Origin of the sequence: Devosia sp. SL43, from assembly GCF_021729885.1 — a bacterium.
GTDB lineage: Bacteria > Pseudomonadota > Alphaproteobacteria > Rhizobiales > Devosiaceae > Devosia.
Genome location: NZ_CP063402.1, coordinates 1 through 16,997 on the forward strand (window position 1 = coordinate 1; position 16,997 = coordinate 16,997).

The following is a 16,997-nucleotide window of genomic DNA, read 5'->3' on the forward strand; positions in this document are numbered from 1 at the left end:
GGCGGCTGCCCAGAAACCGATATGCTGGGCATTTGCTCTACCCGGGTGGGCTAACCTTGGCCGAAAATGGCATGAACGAAACGAGAAGGTGTCTAACCGAAATGCCCGTTCGATGCGTGCACTTCATCGGCTTCCGAGGTGAGGAATACTGGAGCGCCGTGAAGGTCTTTGGCCCGCCTCATATGATCCACATGGGTTGGGATCGGAGAGCGCAGCGCGATATCGGCGAGGATGACCTGGTGGTCTTTGCCGTTGGTGATGAAACCCAACCCATGAGCCTGTATAACTATCCCGATAGGAAGGAGACAAGATGAACCAGTGGCGCAAACTGATCCGACAGAAAGCAGCGAAGGGTGGGCGGCTCAGTCCAGAAGAGCAGCGCGGCCTCGATGAGGTGCGGGGCGACGAAATCACCCGGCGGGCGATATCGCTTGAGGCGATGACCCTGCAGGACCGCATGCGGTCTATGGAAGCCGCGATCCGCAAAGCCTTCAATCTGGCCCGATGACCGAATCTCCCGAACTCATCGCCGCGCGCCTCATGGCCCCAGCCTCAACCTCTGCCCTATGGACCTATGATCAGGTACGGGCTTTAATCATCGAAGCCGTAAAAGCCGGTCGGCAGACGAAACCAGGAAAGCAGTGATGGCAATCGCATCTCGACGCATACACGCCATGGTATCGTCTCACCTGGAAATAATGGGCCAGGATTTCGCGGAGCTGGCAAGCGCGCTTGGCCGGACCGCAGATACCTTGAGGGCGCTCGACACCGAAGCGAAACTCACAGGCATCGACAACAGTCCTGCCGTGAATCAGGCGGTCCGCGAAGCCGCTGAAGATCTGGCTCGCATCACTAAATCCTAGATATCGATCACATCCACCGGAGCCAGCTGGACATCAGTCGGCGACGGCCATAGCCCTGCCTTCCCGCGCGGCTTCCGCAGCACGTCAACCGGCTCATGAAACCATGGGCCGGATGGATTGCAGTGACGACACTTGGTCATCAGCATAGGCTGGTTGCCGACCCTATCGAGGCTCCAGTCGAGTGAGGCGCCGCAACCTGCGCAGGGTAGGATCATGCCCCGACTTCGTCGCCCTGAAGGTCAATCAGAACCGGGCTGCCGAACATGCACCCATCGAACTCAGGCATCATCAGCACGTTGCCGTTTTCAGCCCGGAAGATCACTAGGTTATCGATGGCCTGCGAATTGACCGGGACGACTTCGATGATCTCGGCGCCCTTCTCATTGCCGTCGATAAAATCGGCAAAGCCCGCAATCGTCAGGCATTCAGCAGAGAACGCAGGAACACATAGGCAGGCGAAAGCGCCCGCAACCAGCAGGGTCTTCATCGTCTCAGTCCTTTCGGAGAAGCCAGGATGCCGCCCGGCGCGGATTCATGCCTTCCAGACGTTGAGCCCGGAATTCACCAGCCAGATCACCGCGCCGCATACCGCGGCGATGACCAGCCAGCCTATCTTGGCGGCAGTTCCGTTCACGCCCTTGCGCAGGGACCGAAGGAACATGAAGTCCCGCCTGGCGTCATCCTGGTGGTCGGCACTGTCGAGTCGCAGGCCGGCATCAGCCAACTCCTCCCGCATCGCCATCCGGAGCTGGGCCAACTGCTCCTTGGTGAATCCGTGCCCCATCTGGTCGATGAGACCGGTCAGCACGCGCGACTGCTGTTCCCGATCGTGTTCAAGCAATTCGACGCGCTTGCCGATCGACATACTTCCACGGCCAAGGTTGCCTTCACCAGACATGGGCGCTCCGGAATTCTTCTTGGGGTTGATCTTGGACGGGGCACGGCGGCGTGGTGTGGCGGTCATTTACCGAAGCGGCGGGCGGCGAAGGCTCCAGCGTCAGCAATGACGATCGCGGGAACCAACACCAGGGCCATGTCATGGATGCGAGCCGGCACGTCGATGACGACGAGCTCAAGGCCAAACCATGGGTTGATGATCTGAACGAAGTAGATCGCCGCCCACCAGCAGCCGAAGGGCAGGACGATGAGCCAGCGGCCGACCGACGTCGCGGACCAAGCACGGCCGGATTCGGCGAGCGCAATGTCTCGCGCTGCCTCGATGCGGTTGATGGTCAGATCAGCCTCAAGCCGATCGGTGTCGTTCTTGGCGTTGAGCTTTGCCTGATAGGCCGCCAGCAGCGGGTCGGTGAATTGCTTCACGATCCCACCGCCAAGCCAGTTGAGGATGGCGCTAAGCATGGATGGTGGCTTTCGTCTGACCGTTCTCGATGACCTTGATGGTGGAAGGGTCGTCGGTTTTCTCGATCACCTTCCGAACCTGCACCTCAGGATCAGACGCGATGCTGGCCGGCCGCGGCCGCATCCAAATGTTGAGCAGGAATGCCGCGACCAGGAACCACCGCTGATAGCCGGGTGGAATGACAGCGAGGATCTCCGGAGAGTTCAGCACCTCCGGCAGGATGAAGGCCAAGGCGAGAACGATGTTCAGGAGATAGGTGCGCCACCGGACGATGACTTCCCAGATGCGTGGCAGCATGATCATGCCTCCTTGGCGACTGATGCGAGGGCCTGAGCCCGTTGAGCGTTGATGATGGTGCGAATGACCAGCGGAACGACGATCGCCGCCACGACGGCCACAATGGCCCATACGGGCAGCCAGGACAGGTCCGGCGCCTGATCTGCGCCGATACCCCCGCCAGTGCCCACAGCAGCCCCGCTGCCCTGCGCCACGGCCTTGTCACGGGCCGCCTTGGCATCCGCCTCGAGCTGGGACTTGCTGCTCACCCACGACAGGGCCTTGGCCTCGACATTAGCCACGCGCGTCGACCATCCCCGGCCGAAGGTGTTCCAGATGGCGAGACCACGCAGGAAGCTCATGCGGCGCCCGCAGTGGCCCTTGATGACGACGCGGGGGTCAGCAGCCTTGACGGCCAAGATGGTGACGGGTCCGATGCGGCCATCAGCTTCGACGCCGACGACGCGCTGCAGTTCCTTGGCGGAACGGGACGGACCAGAGTTGACCCCATAGTCCATCGTGGAGAGATCGACGCCAGACGGCAGATCATCACCCCGAATCTTGCGCCAGTAATTGGCCTCATAGAGTTCGGCGATCTTGGCATCGCTGAGGTTCTTGATGTCGAGGGCCGGATAGGATGCCGCGGCGATCCCCTTCTTGGTCCCCTTGAGTGTACCGCTGCCGACCTTGCCGCCGGTCCAGTTTCCCGGATCCTTGGGATTGTTCGTATAGCCTCCCTCATGGACAAGCACGTCCGCTAGGCAAGCGGGGAAGTTCCCCTTGGCCATGATAGTCTCCATTGATGTGGGGTTTGGTTGGCTGGGGTCTGACGTTGGAGAGGTCAGACGATTGCGCTCGCCGGCAGGATTGCTGGCGAGGTGAGATGTGGATCAGAGTTTGAAGTAGTCCGGTCGGCTAACGCGCTTCCAGCGCTGCTATCCTGTCGTGCAGGTTGGCAAACTGAAGCGCGAGCAGTTCAGTGGCAAACCACAGTCGGTCAAAGAGATCGCCAGATAGAAGGTGGCGCTCGTACCATTCTGGCTTCGTCGGCATGCCCGGAAGAGTTGCCTCCGCCTTTAGCCACGCAACGTATTTTGCTGGGTCGCGAGGGTCGAAGCCACTATCGATCATGCCTCGGAACATGCGGGCAATCGTATGCCGACCATCCTCCGCCTGAGCATCCCAGCGAGTCACATCGACGCTTCCTGTCTCACGGAACTCCTCCATGAGCTGCAGCGCGACGAACTGCAGCCCGCCATAGTTGACAGCGGCCGTGAAGACCGGGGAAACCCTCGGACCAACATACTCGCCCCCGGTTATTCTCAGGCCTTCAGAGTCACCCGGTAGTGCATCTATTGCCGCGCCAGCACCGTCGATCACGCCATTCTTGTGAACAAAGAACTTTGGTCCGGTGGCCGCTCCCTTAAAGGTCACGCCCGCAAAATAGATACTGCCGAATGCTGAACCCGCAAAATACGCCGAGAAGTGCGGGACGCCCGAAATCGTAATGACGATAGGGATGTTCGAAATTCTCGACGGCATTCCTGTGTGCCAGTGGCTTTGCCCGCCGCCGGCTATTTCGTAGTCGCCGACGGCAACAATTTCGCCGTCCAGGCCAGTGTCGATGTGAGAATTGACGACGCTGCTAAAGATGTTTCGCTCGTGGATGATCTGAGCGCCGTGGTCTGCATGGAGGCCGTGGCCTATTTGACCCGTCGTTCCGACCTTGAAGCCACGCACGGTCATCCTGGCACCATCGCTCGCCGTGAATGCGTGGTCGTCGGCGACCGTAATCGGGCAGTTATCTGGTTGCGTCACATCTCCGGTTATTATGACGGAGCCGCCGCCTACCAATGCTGCAGGTAGGCGCACTGGCTTTGTTTGAGGCCCGCTCACATTGATGAAGACGTCGAACCCTGACGTGTCTACCTCGCGCGCAGCATCGATGGCCGCCTGGATATTCCGGAAGGCGTCTCGCTGATCGTCGCTCAACCCAGCGTTGGTGTCTTCACCATCGGCACGGACGAAATAGACTTGGTTGTCGCGCAGTTTCTTACGCGCCTTGCCGTCCGGAATGGGCTGCTCCGCCCGTGCTGGCGTTGCTATTGCTGATAGTCCTGCTGCGGCCGAGCCTGCCACAAGCGACTGAAGCGCACGCCGTCTAGAAGGCAGGGAAGGCAAGAAGCTGCTCCGGGTTAGCGCTCTAGCTTTACGACGCGTTCGTGCAGGTTGATTACCACAAGCGCCAGCATTTCGGTAGCCAGCCAGAGCCGTCCGAACATCTCGCCAGATGATAGCGTGTTGTGCTGCCATTCGGCCTTGGTGGGCATGCCTGGCAGCGCCTCGTCGGCCTTGAGTTTGGCGATGTACTGCACCGGGTCGCGTGGGTCGAAACCATCTTCGACCATGGCTTTGAACCGGTGAGCCAGTTCGTGGCGGCGGGGGATGCGCTGCTCGGGGATTTCGATTTCTTCGGTAACCGGCTGCTCGATTGCATCGACGCCGTTGCCGTCTTCATCCCAGATGGGGACGAATTCGAGTACGGGCTCGTCGGTTTCAACCTGGGCAATCGTGCGCACCCATCCGCCTTCTGTCTCAGCGTACCGCGCTTCCGGCTTGATAACCTTTTGAATGACCAGACGACGCTCCTTGCGAGCCGGCTCGATCCAATCGGGAACCATGTTGTCCCAAAAGCTCGTATCGACCTTCCCCGTGCGCAAGAAATCGCTCGCAAGCGCCATACAGGTTAGCAGTACGTTGTCGTCATAGACGCCTATCGCGTTGATCGTCCCTGCGCCCTTATCGCCACCAGTTGCGCCAGCCATGAGGAGGCCTTGGGCAATGGTGGCGCGGGTTGCAGGCGTTCCTGCAACCATCGTGTTGAAGCGCATAGACGCATCTTCGGAGCCGTCGGTCGGGTCGAGCAGAACCGAGTTGATCTGCGCGTAAAAGGTATTGTTGCCGCCGCTGTCCTTGCCAGCGAACACCAGAACACCAAGCTCGTCACTAGCCGCCGGGGAGGCGCTCGATCGATCCAAGTTCAGGAACGGACCAGCCTGCGCGCCGCTCTCTGTTTCGCGGATGGTTATGGGCACGGCGAAAGTGCTGGTCAGCTCGAAGACGTTGGCAACGCCTCGCTCTGGAATCGTCCCGGCGTTACTTTGTAGGTCAGCCGTAGTCAGATCCCGCGCGGTTGCCGATCCGACATATTGACCGCCAGTGTAGATGTCGCCAGCCACGTTGCCTGGCAGCGCAGTGATGGATGCTCCGGCACCCTCGAGGGTGCCGTTCTTGTGGACGTAGAACCGCTTGCCAGTCGCGGAACCGACGAACGTCACATAGGCGAAGTTGATGTAACCCGTCGCGCTGCCGGCGAAGTATGCCGAGAATGCCGGGGTTCCTGTGATCGTAATCGTGATCGGTGTATTGTAGATGACTGAAGGCACGCCGGTGTGCCAGTGGCCAACAGCCCCACCAGAGATGGCGTAATCTGCTACCGCGACAATCATGCCATCCAGGCCAGTGTCGATGTGCATTCCGGCGCAGGTGCCAAAATCGTTGCTTCCGTGAGTCACGAAAGCGCCGTACTCCACAACAAAGCAGCGACCACTGGTTACTGTCGAAAGTTTGAACCCCTCGACATGAACCTTTGCGCCGTTCGTGGCTTTGAAGCAGTCCCCACCCGTCACTGTAATGGTGTTGCTAGAAGGGCTCCCAGTGTTGCCGACGATCGACAGCGTTGCGCCCCCGAGTAAAGGGCCGGGGATGGTTGCGCCCGCAGTGCGCGCGCCGTTCCCGACACTGATGGTGATGTTGAAGCCGAAGTTATCGAGCTCCATCGCTGCGTCGACCGCGGCCTGAATGGTCAGAAAGGCTCCACCAGCATTGTTGACCAAGCCAGTATTTGAGTCGCTGCCGTCTGTTCTAACGTAGTAGGTCCGGGTGCCTGCCAACTTGACCCTGACGTCGTCGACACCAGCACCCCCGATCGCAGCGAGCAACGCCGTATCGCTCAGCGTGTCCATCGCCCCAGCGCCAGTGAACCGAGGGAACAGGTCACCGCCAGTACCGTCAAGTGCAGCCATGGCCAGAAGGTTTGCACCATCAAAGACCTCAGCGGTTCCTGGCCCCGTCATCTTGATGAGCTTGTTTCCACCTGTGCCATCGAGCGCAGCCAACGCCGCCAGATTCCCGCCGACTAGCAGCCGCTGAAAGCTGGCATAGAGCGTCAGCGCCTTAGTGACATCGGCAGCCGGCCACCAATCGTAGTCGAGCCCGGCCGCATCAGTGCCTGGGTACTCAAGCGCCCACTTCCCTGCGGTGTTGCTGGTGAACTCTTCGACACGGTATGCGGCGCCGTCCACGAGCAAGACATCCCCAGCCTCGTACTTGCTGAAGTCGGTGCCAGCCCCGGTAAAATCGACACTGCCATTGGTGACAGTAATCGTACCAGGACGATAAGGAACGAAGGGCGTTGCCATGGATGCTCCGGGCAGAAAAAAAGCCCGCCTAAGCGGGGTGTGGGTGGGCTTGGTGGTCTGAGGGTTAACCTACTCGCGTCTAGGATTCAACGGCGGCTCCAGTGCCGCCAGTTGCCCCTCCAACTCAGCCACCCTCTGCTCCAACACCAGCTTCTCCTGCTCAAGGATTTTGACCTGGTTGGGATAGAAGGATTCGAGCATGTCGACGCGCTTGCCTGCGGCACGAAGGGCGGCGATGGGGTGGATGGTCATAGTCTGGGTGTCGGTCATGGTTGGCTCTCTTCGGTTATGGCCGCCATGGCTGCGGCAATGGCATCGGCATGGCGCTGTGCCGCATCTTTGAACTGCCCGGTCGTCAGGCCATGCAGAAGCACACCCCTGTCGTCCTCCGGATCGCCACCCGTCTTGGCAAATGAGATCGCCACAGTCATCCAGCCGGGTTCGGCGCGGCGCTGAGATATCGCCCCCGCAATGGCGGCCGTAATCACATGCCCCAGCCAATCTTGGGGGTCAGGCGCAACGTCATAGAGCGCCGACATGTCTTCATCGGAAATCGAAAGTCGCTTGCTCATGTCAGACCTTGTTATTGACCGCGATGATTGACCGGTACGAAGCGGTGTACACTGGGGTCGTTGTGAATGCCGCTTCATGCACCAGTTCATAGGTCGCAGTGGATGGGGAGGAGTCCACGAACACCACCGACTGAAGGCCCAAGATGCCCGAAATGCTCTTGATCGAACCAAGCAGAACGCCGTTCTTCCGCAGATACATCAGGTAGGCAACGCCGGTTCCTGCGCCGATGTCGCACTGCGCGGTGATGATGACTTTGCCGGCGCTCGCCGTCACGCTCACACTGGCTAGAACCGTGACGCCACCCGCAGAAGCGCTGCAGTTTACAGCCGCCGCGGTCTGCGTAGCGAAGGTCTCGCTGACATTGCCGGAAACGATGTTGGCGGTCTGGATGACCGCCGTGCCGAGTTGAGCATTGCCGATTGCAGCATTGGCTATTTGCGCGCTGCCGATCGTCGCGTTAGCGATCTGGGTATTGGTGATCGTGGCATTGGCGATCTTCGCGCCAGTGATGGTCGCGTTTACGATCTTGGCATTGGTAATGCTCGCGTTCTCAATGAGCGCCGTATTGAAGTAGGCGCCCGTCGCATCGAACATGCCATAGACCGTACCGCCGCTATCCATCAGCCCGATACGCTGGCCGACCAGAAGCACGCGGCTAGACCCGTCGCTCTTGGAATCCAGCAGGATCGCTGCCGTCGTCCAGACGTCACCCGTCGTAGCCCTGGCCTGAATGCCCACAGTGGCATAGCTGCTGCCACTCGACGCCTGCGACACCATGCGGATTTTGGCGTCTGCGCTGATATCTCCGACCGATGTCTCGATGGACGTTATGGAGTTAGCGAGCGCCACCAGGCCGGTGGTTCCATCGGTGATCTGAACGACAATCGCGTCGAGCCCGGAGGCCAATGCAGCGTTGCCGCTCACCGGATCAGCATACGCCACCTCCAGCGTTTCCACGCGAGAGGAGATGCCCACCAGTTCGCCGTCGATGATGCCGACAGCCGTCGTGATCAGCAGCTCGTAATCGGCCTTGATCAGCCCCTGCGTTGCCGTCAGGGCAGTCCGAACCTGCTGGAAATTATCGTCGCTGGTATTCCCCTGATCCTGAAGCCGAACCACGACAGACTGGAGATCGTCACGGACCCGCTTGTTGCTCTGGGCGAGCCATTCCAAGCCCTGGTTGAGGACTTCGAGGGTGCCTTCCAGGTCTGGATAGAAGTCGGCAGGCGTCAGGTATATCGGAGGCGCTGTGACACCGAGCCAGCCGGACCATTCAACGGCCCTCCCGGAGAACGGGACGTATATGCCCCGAACCTCATAGTCCTCGTCTGGAATGATCCCTCCCCAGGTCAGAGCCCGAGAGGGATCAAGCTCTGTCGCGTCGTATGGAAACTCCCCATCGAACACCAGATTGTTGTCGCCGAAGTCCTCGCGTACCTGGACACGAACGGCCCTGACATCGAGAAGGCCTTCGTCATAGAAAATCTCAATGCCGATGCGCCGACCTTCAGCCGCCGAATCCGGAAAGATGTACGGCGCGACGTTCCAGCCAATTATCTCCTGCGGCGCCGGGCGGGCAATGACCAGAGGCGGAAAGTCGACCTCGACAATCTCATCGTCAGGCGGGTCATAGTCGGCCGGGTCAATCTCCTGCGAGCCAACGACCTGGTTCCCGTTCGGGAGGTCGTCCATGACCGTGATCAGGAAGGCCTTATCGGTATATCCCTCCTCCGCATCGGTCAGCAGGTAGCTGTCCAGTGGCTCGTATTCCCACCACTCAGGCGCATAGGTTTTGACCGGCTTGCGGAACCGACGACCCTCCTCAAGCGCCGCGTACATCAGACGCTGCACCTGGTCGACGTATGGCGCTGCCTTGTAGCTGGTCGAGAACGGCAAATGCCGGCCGTCGTCTGCCGCTTCATAGTCACTGCGCAGCCGAACCGGGGCTTCATTCATCTCCCAGGCCATGGCCGGCTCTGGGTAATCAGCGCGCATTTCGTTGAACAGGCTTTCGAGCCCAGGGAATGGCTCTTCGCTCTGGTCCTCGCTGATCACCACATCGTCGGTGGTGACGCTGGCAACTGGCGCGTCAGGCTCAGCAACCAGCACTTTCCATGTGCCGCCGATTTCGGCGATACGGCCTTCGCAGGTTTTCAGCAGCTCGCCGATGACGGCCTGGGGTTCCTGGTCGACACTGATCTCATAGCCGCAGCGGAACCGCTTCTCCGTCCCGCCGGCAGGCTTTGCGACCAAGGCATCGCACTTGTCCATCTGGGACGCCCAGACGGCATAAGGCAGATGCTGCTGGCCGATATCCTGGCCACCCCACAGCCACACTCCCTCGTATCGGATGCCGAGCAGGATGTTGTAGATGATGACGATCGGGTTATCCGACCATTCCCATGTCGCCGGATCGTCAAGGCGATGCGACCCCGAGCCCCCTGCAGTCGTGTCCTTCCGGACATCGTACATGTGGATTCCGCGTTCATCGAACATCGGCGCGGGCACGGCCGACGCAAACAGCTCACGGTTCACCAGCGACGTGACGATCGAATACGCGACCCCACGGAAGATCATGTCCGACAGCCACGGCCGATCCGGATCGGCGCCGAACTTGGCGAGCAGTAGCGGATCGGCGACAGTCTGCACGCCGGTATAGTCGCGCCACCACATGCGGTCCTTGCCGGCGCCGTCGCGGAACTCCAGAACTGGATAACCCAGATCGGCATGTGGACTTGCGTCCAGCGTCACTGGCTTGCCGTTGATGAACCGCCCAGCCATGCCGTCGGCGACAAGGTCGCAATGGCTATAGACCTCTGTGCGGTAGGCGTTCGGTGTGCCGCCGTCATCTCCCCATTCACCGCCATATTCGAACTGGCCGGCAGTGCCGTAGCGGCCGACAATGAAGGCCATGGGGTTGGTGCCACCGACCTGGCGCTCACCCCGAACACCAGGAACCCTCTGCTTGTCCTGCTGCTGCATGGACTTGATGATGGTCGAAGCTGCCATCGCCACCAGCCCGATAACGAGCTGGATGATCAAGCTGATAGGATCAAACACTGGCTGGGCCTACCTGGTGGTGGATTCGGTGGACTTATGGCCGGACGTGCCGGCATCGTCTTCGGCCTCACCCCAACGGATGGGCCACTTGAATGCAGTGCCGCCATAGCGACGAGCGCGGTCGCCGGACCGCAGCTTCAGGCTTTCGTCAGACCGCAGGGCTCGGCTAGTGCGGGTCAACAGGCGGGTTGCGCCAACGACCTTAAGCGTGATTGTCGATGGCGATCCTCGGCGGCCCTTGACCTTCGGGGCGCCGTTGACCTGACCAAGCTTGCGACAGCGAGGGTTCGCCACCAGCAGGCCAGACCACGAGTCGAGATAACCGCGGTAGATTTCGACCCTGGCATTGCGGCAATCGTGGGTGATGACCATCGTCCGCACCTGCGGCTGCAGGGCGTTGAGCGTGATCGAAACCGTATCGATCTCCAGCCCGATCTTGAGCGGGATGCTGTCCATCTTCTGGATGGGCGAGCCGTCGCCATAGAACGAGTGGTTGACGATGTCCTGCGTATTGCCATCGACAACATTGGTCGACACGTCCTCACCGAAGTCGGTGAATCCGAACACTTCTTCCTCGCCAGTGGCCCGGTTCTTTGCCCGGATCACGATGAAGGTACGCGGAGCCTGATGCACACGATCGCGCACCGCGCCTTGAGTGGCGACGTCAAGTGGCCTGACCATTGATTGCCCCTACCCTGCCGAGGTCGTCTGTCGAGCCGTGAAACTGATCACGGCATTGAGGATGTCGACGGGCGAGATGCTGAGCGTGCCCGGCACCATCTTCACCTTCGCCGCCGGCTTCTTGAGGATGACGGCCAGCGTGGTGGTGACGCCGGGCCCGATCGGATAGGACACCGCAAAGGACGGCGTCAGTCCAGCGCCAGAGGCTGTCACCGTCTCGGCGGCCTTGATCAGCGCCCTACGAGACGGACTGCCATAGTCCACGGCGATATAGTCGCCGCGGGTGATGACGTAGCCGGCGGGCAATCCAGTGATGCGCATGGTGCGCCGATCTCCGCCGATGGTGTGAATGGTCGGCGCCGACGCTGCCAGGATCGAGCCGTCAGGATCCGCAGCAGGGTAAAGCCGCATATAGTCCGGCAGGTAGAAGCATTCCTTGCTGCCGCCCAACGCTTGGATAAGCGCCATCAGACCATGCGCCTCGGCATTAGGCATCGGCGCGGTCTCACAAGCCGCCTGGTAGAGTGTTGGGCCCATATCGGCCGTCAGGAACTCGCCCGATCCAAGCTCCGAGACATTCTCCATCGGCATGGGAATGAACGGCGCGGCTCGCAGTTTGAGCAAGTCAGCAAAGTCCTCGACGGCGTAGGGGCGAGCAGGCAGAGCCATCAGAGGTTACCTCGCGCCAAGGGATCGCCGACCGACAACTGGATGTCCTGCTGCAGGCCGTGGTTTCGGTAAGTTTCGATGCCGTCGCTGACGATCGACTGGACGAAGGGCAGGATGTTGCCGTTCTGGTCGGCGCTCATGCCGAACGTGACATGGGTTTTCCCACCGCCCGCAAAGTCGCCGATATCGTTGTGGCGTATGACGTTTGCGCCCTTTGGCAACTGGACTAGCTCTTTGCCGCGCTCACCGACTTCGACCAGGCCGGCGGACATCGTTCGCCCACCGGTGGCCAGCCCGCCCCACGAGGAAGCGCCGCCACCGAGGAAGCCAGCGCCACCAGGCGCAAGCCCACCGAACGCGCTCCCGAATGCCCCGAAGATGACGTCAAAGATGCCGCCAAACGCGCTATCCAGCGCCTTGGTGGCGATGCCATCGAGGCCGGAAATGATGGTATCGAAGAAGCTCTTGCCCGCATCCTCGCCCTTGAAGAAAGACTTCACGATGCCGGTCGCCATGCTGGCCATGGAGTTGCTGATGCCATCGAAGATTTCGGCAATCTGGTCGCCAACGGTCTGGAAGGTTTCGCCCATGGCATCGACGGCTGGCTGGACAGCGGCAGCAGCGGCCTTCACACCGCCCAGGCCGGTCTCGATTTCCTCGAGTTCCGGCACGATGACCGGCGGAATAACCAGCGGCGGGATGATCGGCTCAGATGGAGCCTTGGTGTTGCCCTGCGAGATTGCCGCGATCGTCTGGCGCAGGTTCCTCTGCTGCTCCAGCAATTGATTGAGGCGGTCGGTGCTTGCAATCTCCTCCATCACCCCGTCAACAATCAGGAACCCGCCGCCCGCTTCCGGGTTGTTCTGCAGATCGGCAATGGCCTTCGTCACATCCCCAAGCTGGTTGATGTAATCGCTGAGCGGCCCGCCGGCACCAGCCTGAAGCGCATTGTTGATGCTGGACCAGGTGTTATGCGCAACCACGCCAAGTGCCAGCAGGCCGGCCGTCACCAGCGCGATTGCACCGGCCGGGCCAGTGAGCGCAGCAAGTGCCAGACCAAGTCCGGTCACCGCGGGAGCCAGCAGCCCTACGGCGGCCGTAACGGTGCCCAGCGCGATAGCAAATGGCCCCGCAATGGCAAGGGCCGCAGCGATCTGAACGCCCACCTGCATAACAGCAGGGTCAAGCGTATTGAGCCAATCGACAACGCCGCGCAGCGCATTGGTCAACGCCGGCAGCACCATGGCGATGATCTCGCCCACGGTTTCTTCGAACTTGCCCCAGCTATCCTTGAGCTCGTCCACGCCACCGGTGGCGTCCTGCGCCGCCTGCGCCTGGCCACCATACTGGCGCTCCAGTTCGGCAAGGATCAGCGACTGAGCGCCGGCCACGTCGCCGACCTTGACCATCTGCTCGATCATGGCTTTCTGCTCGGCCGTGAACGACACACCGACGCGAGACAGCGCCGTCAGGCCTTTGATCGGATCTTGCAGCGCTTTGCCGACCATGATTGCCGAGGACTGCAGGTCGCTGCCCAAACGAGCCGACAGGTCGATCGCGGCCTGCTGCGCCCGATCGAACACGTCCCCCTGAATCTTGCCGAAGGTCAGTAGGTTGGCCGAAACTTTCGTCAGGATATCTTCGCCCGTGAAGGTCGATGCGCCCTCAAGAGCATCAGCCATCGCGTCGAGCTGCGCAGCGGTACGGCCAGCAACCGGCCCCATCGACTTCAGGACAGCATTGACCTGGGCCATTGCCTTAGCCTGCTCCTGGAAAGCAGGAACGGCCTTACTGGCGAACAGCAGCAGCGGAGCGGTAAACGCCGCTGACATGATAGCGCCGACCTGCTGCATCTTGGCGCCGGCGGCAGCCAGTGAGGACTGCGCCTTTTTCATGCCCCGCTCAAACTCAGCCGAGTCTAATCCGAGCGAAACCCTCAGGGATCCGATCTGAGCGGCCATATTTACCTCGCATAAGATGTGCGCGTATGTTCCGCCCATGACTTGGAGGAGACGGGAATGCGCTTGGTTTTGATGATTGCAGCGCTTGGTCTGGCTGCCGGCGCGGTGCGTGCGCAGGATTCTGGGTCGCTAGACCCGCTATCTAAAGCCTGCATGATCGCCGCAGGCGTGGTGGTGGACGGCCCTGCTTCCGAAATCGAAAGCCAGCGCGTCCACCGTCGAGTTGATATCGAATGGTCAGTCGCGGGTGCCCGTTACGAGCACACATGCTACTTCCTCGATGGGGATTCAGCGGTGCCTGAACTCGTCCGCACAGAAACCCGACGCGGCTCTGGAGACGAGGTTGACGTCAGACTGCGGGATCAGAACGACCGTGTTTGGTTTTGCATGGTCGAAATGCCTGACCATGAGGCTTGTGACCCGACCAAATGAAAAGGCGACCCTCGAAAGGATCGCCTTAGGCTGGGTCGAAGCGCCCGCCCTTCTTCAGATTGTCGAATGCCCAAAGCGGCTGAAGGTTCGTGTAGTGGCAGGCCTCTGCCAACTGCTTAGGATCGGAAACGTCAAACGAAACGAGCGGCTTCACGTGATCCATGTGCCACTCCCGACGGCCTCCCCAGCCCCGGCCCCAATTTTCCCAGGTCATGCCGTCGGTGAATTGCTTTTCGATGTGGCTACGAACGACATCAAGAGAGGCACCTAGAAGCTCCGCAGTTCGGACCGACTTACTGCTGCCCTTTAGTGCGTTTCGGATGCGAGCCCTTATGGAAGCCATCATCCTAAAATCCAGGTCACCGGCCTTCTTGCGGCGGCGCTCAGCTGACTTTAGCCGATAGTACTCTCGCATCTTTTCGGGGTTTGCTTGGCGATATTGCCTATTGGCTTCAGTGTGCTTTTGCTGGAATTCCGGACTCTCTGCGCGCTTTTTGCGCTGCCAATTTTTGACCCTCGCGGAATGCTTCTCTTTGTGTTTCTCGTAGGTTCGCTTCCAATGCTCGTGCATCTTATCTGGGTTTTCAGATCGCCAACGCTTCAAATCTTCAGCTGCTTTTGCCTTATCTTTGAGGGCGTATCGACGCTTTTGGTAGTCACTGCCCGCTGGCTTGTTTCGTTCGCAATTTCGTCGATTATATTCTTTGTGTCGCTCGGGATTGGCCTCCCGAGACATTCGATTACTTGCGTTTATACACACCTTGCATCTTGCCATGCGGCGCCGGACGCCCTTGTCCGTGTAGAAACCAAAATGCGCATCGTCTACAGGCTTCTCAACGCCGCACTTGGAACAGACTTTGGTCGCCGTAACTTGATCAACCATGACGAAGATCAGCGGAATTCGGAGAACCGGTCGATCAGGAACTCGCGGCCAAGCCGCTGCGATACATCGGGATCAGGAACGCGGAAGCAGACCTGACGCGAACTGGAAAACCCGCCAACGCCTCCACTCAAGCTCGCCGCCCAACGATGAGCTTTCTCCGGCAGCATCTCGTCCATGGCCTTTGCGAACTCAGCCATATGGAAGTCGGCCCGCTCCATCGCCGTCATCGGCGCTTGGTTGGCAACTGCTGGCTGGATCAACGCAAGCGCTGCAGGCGGAATGAACAGATACGAGAACGCCCCTACAAGCGCGGAACGCCTTGTGATATTGGCAAAGTCAGCCATTCGATGATCCTCCAAGATCGTCGTTTCGGTTAGGGCCGGCGGGGAGTTCGTACCTCCCTTCCGGCTTGACTAAATCCTAGGGTAAAGTAAGAATGGCGTCAACAGATAATCCTAGGAAAAAGCGCATGGGCCGTCCCCCGGTCGACTCCGAACAGCTGAACCTCAGAATTCAACGCGATGCCTTGAATGGCATCGACGCCTTTGCGGCAGAACAAGACGACACGCCAAGCCGCACAGAAGCGGTTCGCCGTATCATCCGGGACTGGCTCATCGGCCATGGCTATCTAGAAAACCCGCCGGACAAAGAAGACGCCAACTAGAGCCCTATTTGGGTCTTCACCCACTGCTCAAGAATGCCGGTCCCCACGTCTTTGATGATTTTCAGCGGCAGTGACGCTAAATCCGAGGGCGATAGTGACTGCTTCAGTTTTCCCCAAACAGTGTCGTTCGCCATGGCGGCCACGAAATCGTGCCCTTCCCAGGAGAGGTCTTTAACCAGCACCTGCTTGTACGGCGTGTCGTACGTCTGAGTAGAAGGGCCGACTATCAGTCCGACGTCGTGCAGCAATGCGACGTGATACCCTACTGTGAAATCATCTAGGCCATCGACCTTAAGCAAGCGGGGGTCGATGTCTGTTCTGGCCTGAACCGCCAGCATGATCTTCCTAATGACATCCATGTCCCGCTTCATATCGGAGCCCCCAATTTCCTGGGGGATCGTATCGCGCCCTTCAGCAGCGACAACCGGAACAAATACGGACTCTTTGACGGTGGCGACCTTCATGTCTGATCGATCCCTCAAATTACCAGTTCGCAAACACCGCAGCCTGCTGCTGCCACGTCTGCCGAGGCCGTGGCTTCTGCGCCTCAAGCACAGATTCCAGCGACGGCATTTTCTTCGCTCGGGTATATGCCGCGGTCTGCCACGCAAGCCGGGCGAACCGCTCGTTCTCGCGCTGCCGGCGCTTGGCGGCGGCTTCCATCTGAAGCTCGACTTCCTGGAGGCAAAGCGTCCAGATCAAATCGGCCTCTAGGTCGAGGTCAATCCACGTTTCGAGAAGCGACAGCCAGTCTACCCGGCTGCCGCCCTGGGAGGGCGGGCGCCCTTTCCCTTCGGCTGGGCATTGACCATCGAAGTCGTCAGAGCCTCGCTCCAGATCGGGATTTCGGTGATCGTCACCAGATCCTCAACCTCCTGAAGCGTCAGGCCATGGTGCTTGCGCAGCAGAGCCCACAGCACCACCAGCAGCACCGACAGGTTCACCGTCTCGCCCGAAAGCTCGGCGGTGATGTCCTGCAGCGGCTTGCCGTCGAAGTGGGTCTCGATCGCAACGCACGCGCCGAGAGTGAAGGCCAGCGTGTATTCGCCGGCCTCGATGCGGGCGAGCCCTTCGCCCTTCAGCGGATTGGTCAT

Annotated in this window: 23 protein-coding genes; 5 read left to right on the top strand and 18 right to left on the bottom strand. The window is 60.1% G+C overall.

Going from position 1 to position 16,997, the window contains the following annotated elements:
* Positions 1-92: 92 nt before the first annotated feature.
* Positions 93-269, bottom strand: coding sequence for a hypothetical protein (locus IM737_RS21035; RefSeq protein ID WP_336886245.1), 177 nt, complete (start codon positions 267-269; stop codon positions 93-95).
* Between the two features lie 41 nt (positions 270-310).
* On the opposite strand from IM737_RS21035, the gene IM737_RS20545 reads away from it, so the two are divergent.
* Both IM737_RS20545 and IM737_RS20550 read left to right on the top strand, forming a co-directional pair.
* Positions 311-508: a hypothetical protein gene (locus IM737_RS20545; RefSeq protein ID WP_236900030.1), complete on the top strand. Its 198-nt coding sequence runs from the start codon at positions 311-313 to the stop codon at positions 506-508.
* Positions 509-644: 136 nt separating this feature from the next.
* Positions 645-863 carry a hypothetical protein gene (locus IM737_RS20550; protein WP_236900031.1) on the top strand — a complete coding sequence of 73 codons (219 nt, stop codon included), beginning with the start codon at positions 645-647 and terminating at the stop codon, positions 861-863.
* A gap of 211 nt (positions 864-1,074) precedes the next feature.
* Here the strand turns inward: IM737_RS20550 and IM737_RS20555 are convergent, their stop codons facing one another.
* From IM737_RS20555 to IM737_RS20615, 13 genes are all read right to left on the bottom strand, one after another.
* Entirely contained in the window at positions 1,075-1,350 is a 276-nt protein-coding gene (locus IM737_RS20555; protein ID WP_236900032.1) for a hypothetical protein, read from the bottom strand.
* A gap of 45 nt (positions 1,351-1,395) precedes the next feature.
* Entirely contained in the window at positions 1,396-1,728 is a 333-nt protein-coding gene (locus tag IM737_RS20560) for a hypothetical protein (RefSeq protein WP_236900033.1), read from the bottom strand.
* A gap of 95 nt (positions 1,729-1,823) precedes the next feature.
* Complete coding sequence (locus IM737_RS20565; RefSeq protein ID WP_236900034.1) at positions 1,824-2,222, bottom strand: hypothetical protein; 399 nt, start codon at positions 2,220-2,222, stop codon at positions 1,824-1,826.
* Positions 2,215-2,520, bottom strand: a complete 306-nt coding sequence (locus IM737_RS20570) for a hypothetical protein (RefSeq protein WP_236900035.1) — start codon at positions 2,518-2,520, stop codon at positions 2,215-2,217. Before IM737_RS20570 ends, IM737_RS20565 begins: the two co-directional genes overlap by 8 nt.
* Before the next feature lie 2 nt (positions 2,521-2,522).
* Positions 2,523-3,287 carry a glycoside hydrolase family 108 protein gene (locus tag IM737_RS20575; protein WP_236900036.1) on the bottom strand — a complete coding sequence of 255 codons (765 nt, stop codon included), beginning with the start codon at positions 3,285-3,287 and terminating at the stop codon, positions 2,523-2,525.
* Between the two features lie 127 nt (positions 3,288-3,414).
* Positions 3,415-4,680, bottom strand: coding sequence for a hypothetical protein (locus IM737_RS20580; RefSeq protein ID WP_236900037.1), 1,266 nt, complete (start codon positions 4,678-4,680; stop codon positions 3,415-3,417).
* Between the two features lie 14 nt (positions 4,681-4,694).
* A complete protein-coding gene (locus IM737_RS20585) occupies positions 4,695-6,980 on the bottom strand; it encodes a hypothetical protein (RefSeq protein ID WP_236900038.1) in 2,286 nt (761 codons plus the stop codon).
* 69 nt (positions 6,981-7,049) lie between these two features.
* On the bottom strand, positions 7,050-7,250 hold the full coding sequence (locus tag IM737_RS20590; RefSeq protein WP_236900039.1) for a hypothetical protein: 201 nt from the start codon (positions 7,248-7,250) through the stop codon (positions 7,050-7,052).
* Positions 7,247-7,552 (bottom strand): hypothetical protein, encoded by a 306-nt coding sequence (locus IM737_RS20595; protein ID WP_236900040.1) that lies wholly within the window; start codon positions 7,550-7,552, stop codon positions 7,247-7,249. The genes IM737_RS20590 and IM737_RS20595 overlap by 4 nt, the downstream gene beginning before the upstream one ends.
* A 1-nt stretch (position 7,553) precedes the next feature.
* Positions 7,554-10,613, bottom strand: coding sequence for a phage tail protein (locus IM737_RS20600; RefSeq protein ID WP_236900041.1), 3,060 nt, complete (start codon positions 10,611-10,613; stop codon positions 7,554-7,556).
* A gap of 9 nt (positions 10,614-10,622) precedes the next feature.
* A complete protein-coding gene (locus IM737_RS20605; RefSeq protein WP_236900042.1) occupies positions 10,623-11,294 on the bottom strand; it encodes a hypothetical protein in 672 nt (223 codons plus the stop codon).
* Between the two features lie 9 nt (positions 11,295-11,303).
* Positions 11,304-11,963: a hypothetical protein gene (locus IM737_RS20610; RefSeq protein ID WP_236900043.1), complete on the bottom strand. Its 660-nt coding sequence runs from the start codon at positions 11,961-11,963 to the stop codon at positions 11,304-11,306.
* Positions 11,963-13,924 (bottom strand): phage tail length tape measure family protein, encoded by a 1,962-nt coding sequence (locus IM737_RS20615; RefSeq protein ID WP_236900044.1) that lies wholly within the window; start codon positions 13,922-13,924, stop codon positions 11,963-11,965. Before IM737_RS20615 ends, IM737_RS20610 begins: the two co-directional genes overlap by 1 nt.
* A 57-nt stretch (positions 13,925-13,981) precedes the next feature.
* Here IM737_RS20615 and IM737_RS20620 point away from each other — a divergent pair, with 57 nt between their 5' ends.
* A complete protein-coding gene (locus IM737_RS20620) occupies positions 13,982-14,356 on the top strand; it encodes a hypothetical protein (protein ID WP_236900045.1) in 375 nt (124 codons plus the stop codon).
* Between the two features lie 25 nt (positions 14,357-14,381).
* Here IM737_RS20620 and IM737_RS20625 read toward each other — a convergent pair whose 3' ends face one another.
* Positions 14,382-15,239 (bottom strand): hypothetical protein, encoded by an 858-nt coding sequence (locus IM737_RS20625; protein WP_236900046.1) that lies wholly within the window; start codon positions 15,237-15,239, stop codon positions 14,382-14,384.
* Positions 15,240-15,247: 8 nt separating this feature from the next.
* Entirely contained in the window at positions 15,248-15,583 is a 336-nt protein-coding gene (locus IM737_RS20630) for a hypothetical protein (protein WP_236900047.1), read from the bottom strand.
* Positions 15,584-15,708: 125 nt separating this feature from the next.
* On the opposite strand from IM737_RS20630, the gene IM737_RS20635 reads away from it, so the two are divergent.
* Positions 15,709-15,903 (top strand): hypothetical protein, encoded by a 195-nt coding sequence (locus IM737_RS20635; RefSeq protein WP_236900048.1) that lies wholly within the window; start codon positions 15,709-15,711, stop codon positions 15,901-15,903.
* On the opposite strand, the gene IM737_RS20640 is transcribed toward IM737_RS20635, so the two are convergent.
* Positions 15,900-16,367 carry a DUF2513 domain-containing protein gene (locus IM737_RS20640; protein ID WP_236900049.1) on the bottom strand — a complete coding sequence of 156 codons (468 nt, stop codon included), beginning with the start codon at positions 16,365-16,367 and terminating at the stop codon, positions 15,900-15,902. The genes IM737_RS20635 and IM737_RS20640 overlap by 4 nt on opposite strands.
* Here IM737_RS20640 and IM737_RS20645 point away from each other — a divergent pair.
* Positions 16,366-16,617: a hypothetical protein gene (locus IM737_RS20645; protein ID WP_236900050.1), complete on the top strand. Its 252-nt coding sequence runs from the start codon at positions 16,366-16,368 to the stop codon at positions 16,615-16,617. The two genes, IM737_RS20640 and IM737_RS20645, sit on opposite strands and share 2 nt — an antisense overlap.
* A 38-nt stretch (positions 16,618-16,655) precedes the next feature.
* Here the strand turns inward: IM737_RS20645 and IM737_RS20650 are convergent, their stop codons facing one another.
* Positions 16,656-16,997 carry a hypothetical protein gene (locus IM737_RS20650; protein ID WP_236900051.1) on the bottom strand — a complete coding sequence of 114 codons (342 nt, stop codon included), beginning with the start codon at positions 16,995-16,997 and terminating at the stop codon, positions 16,656-16,658.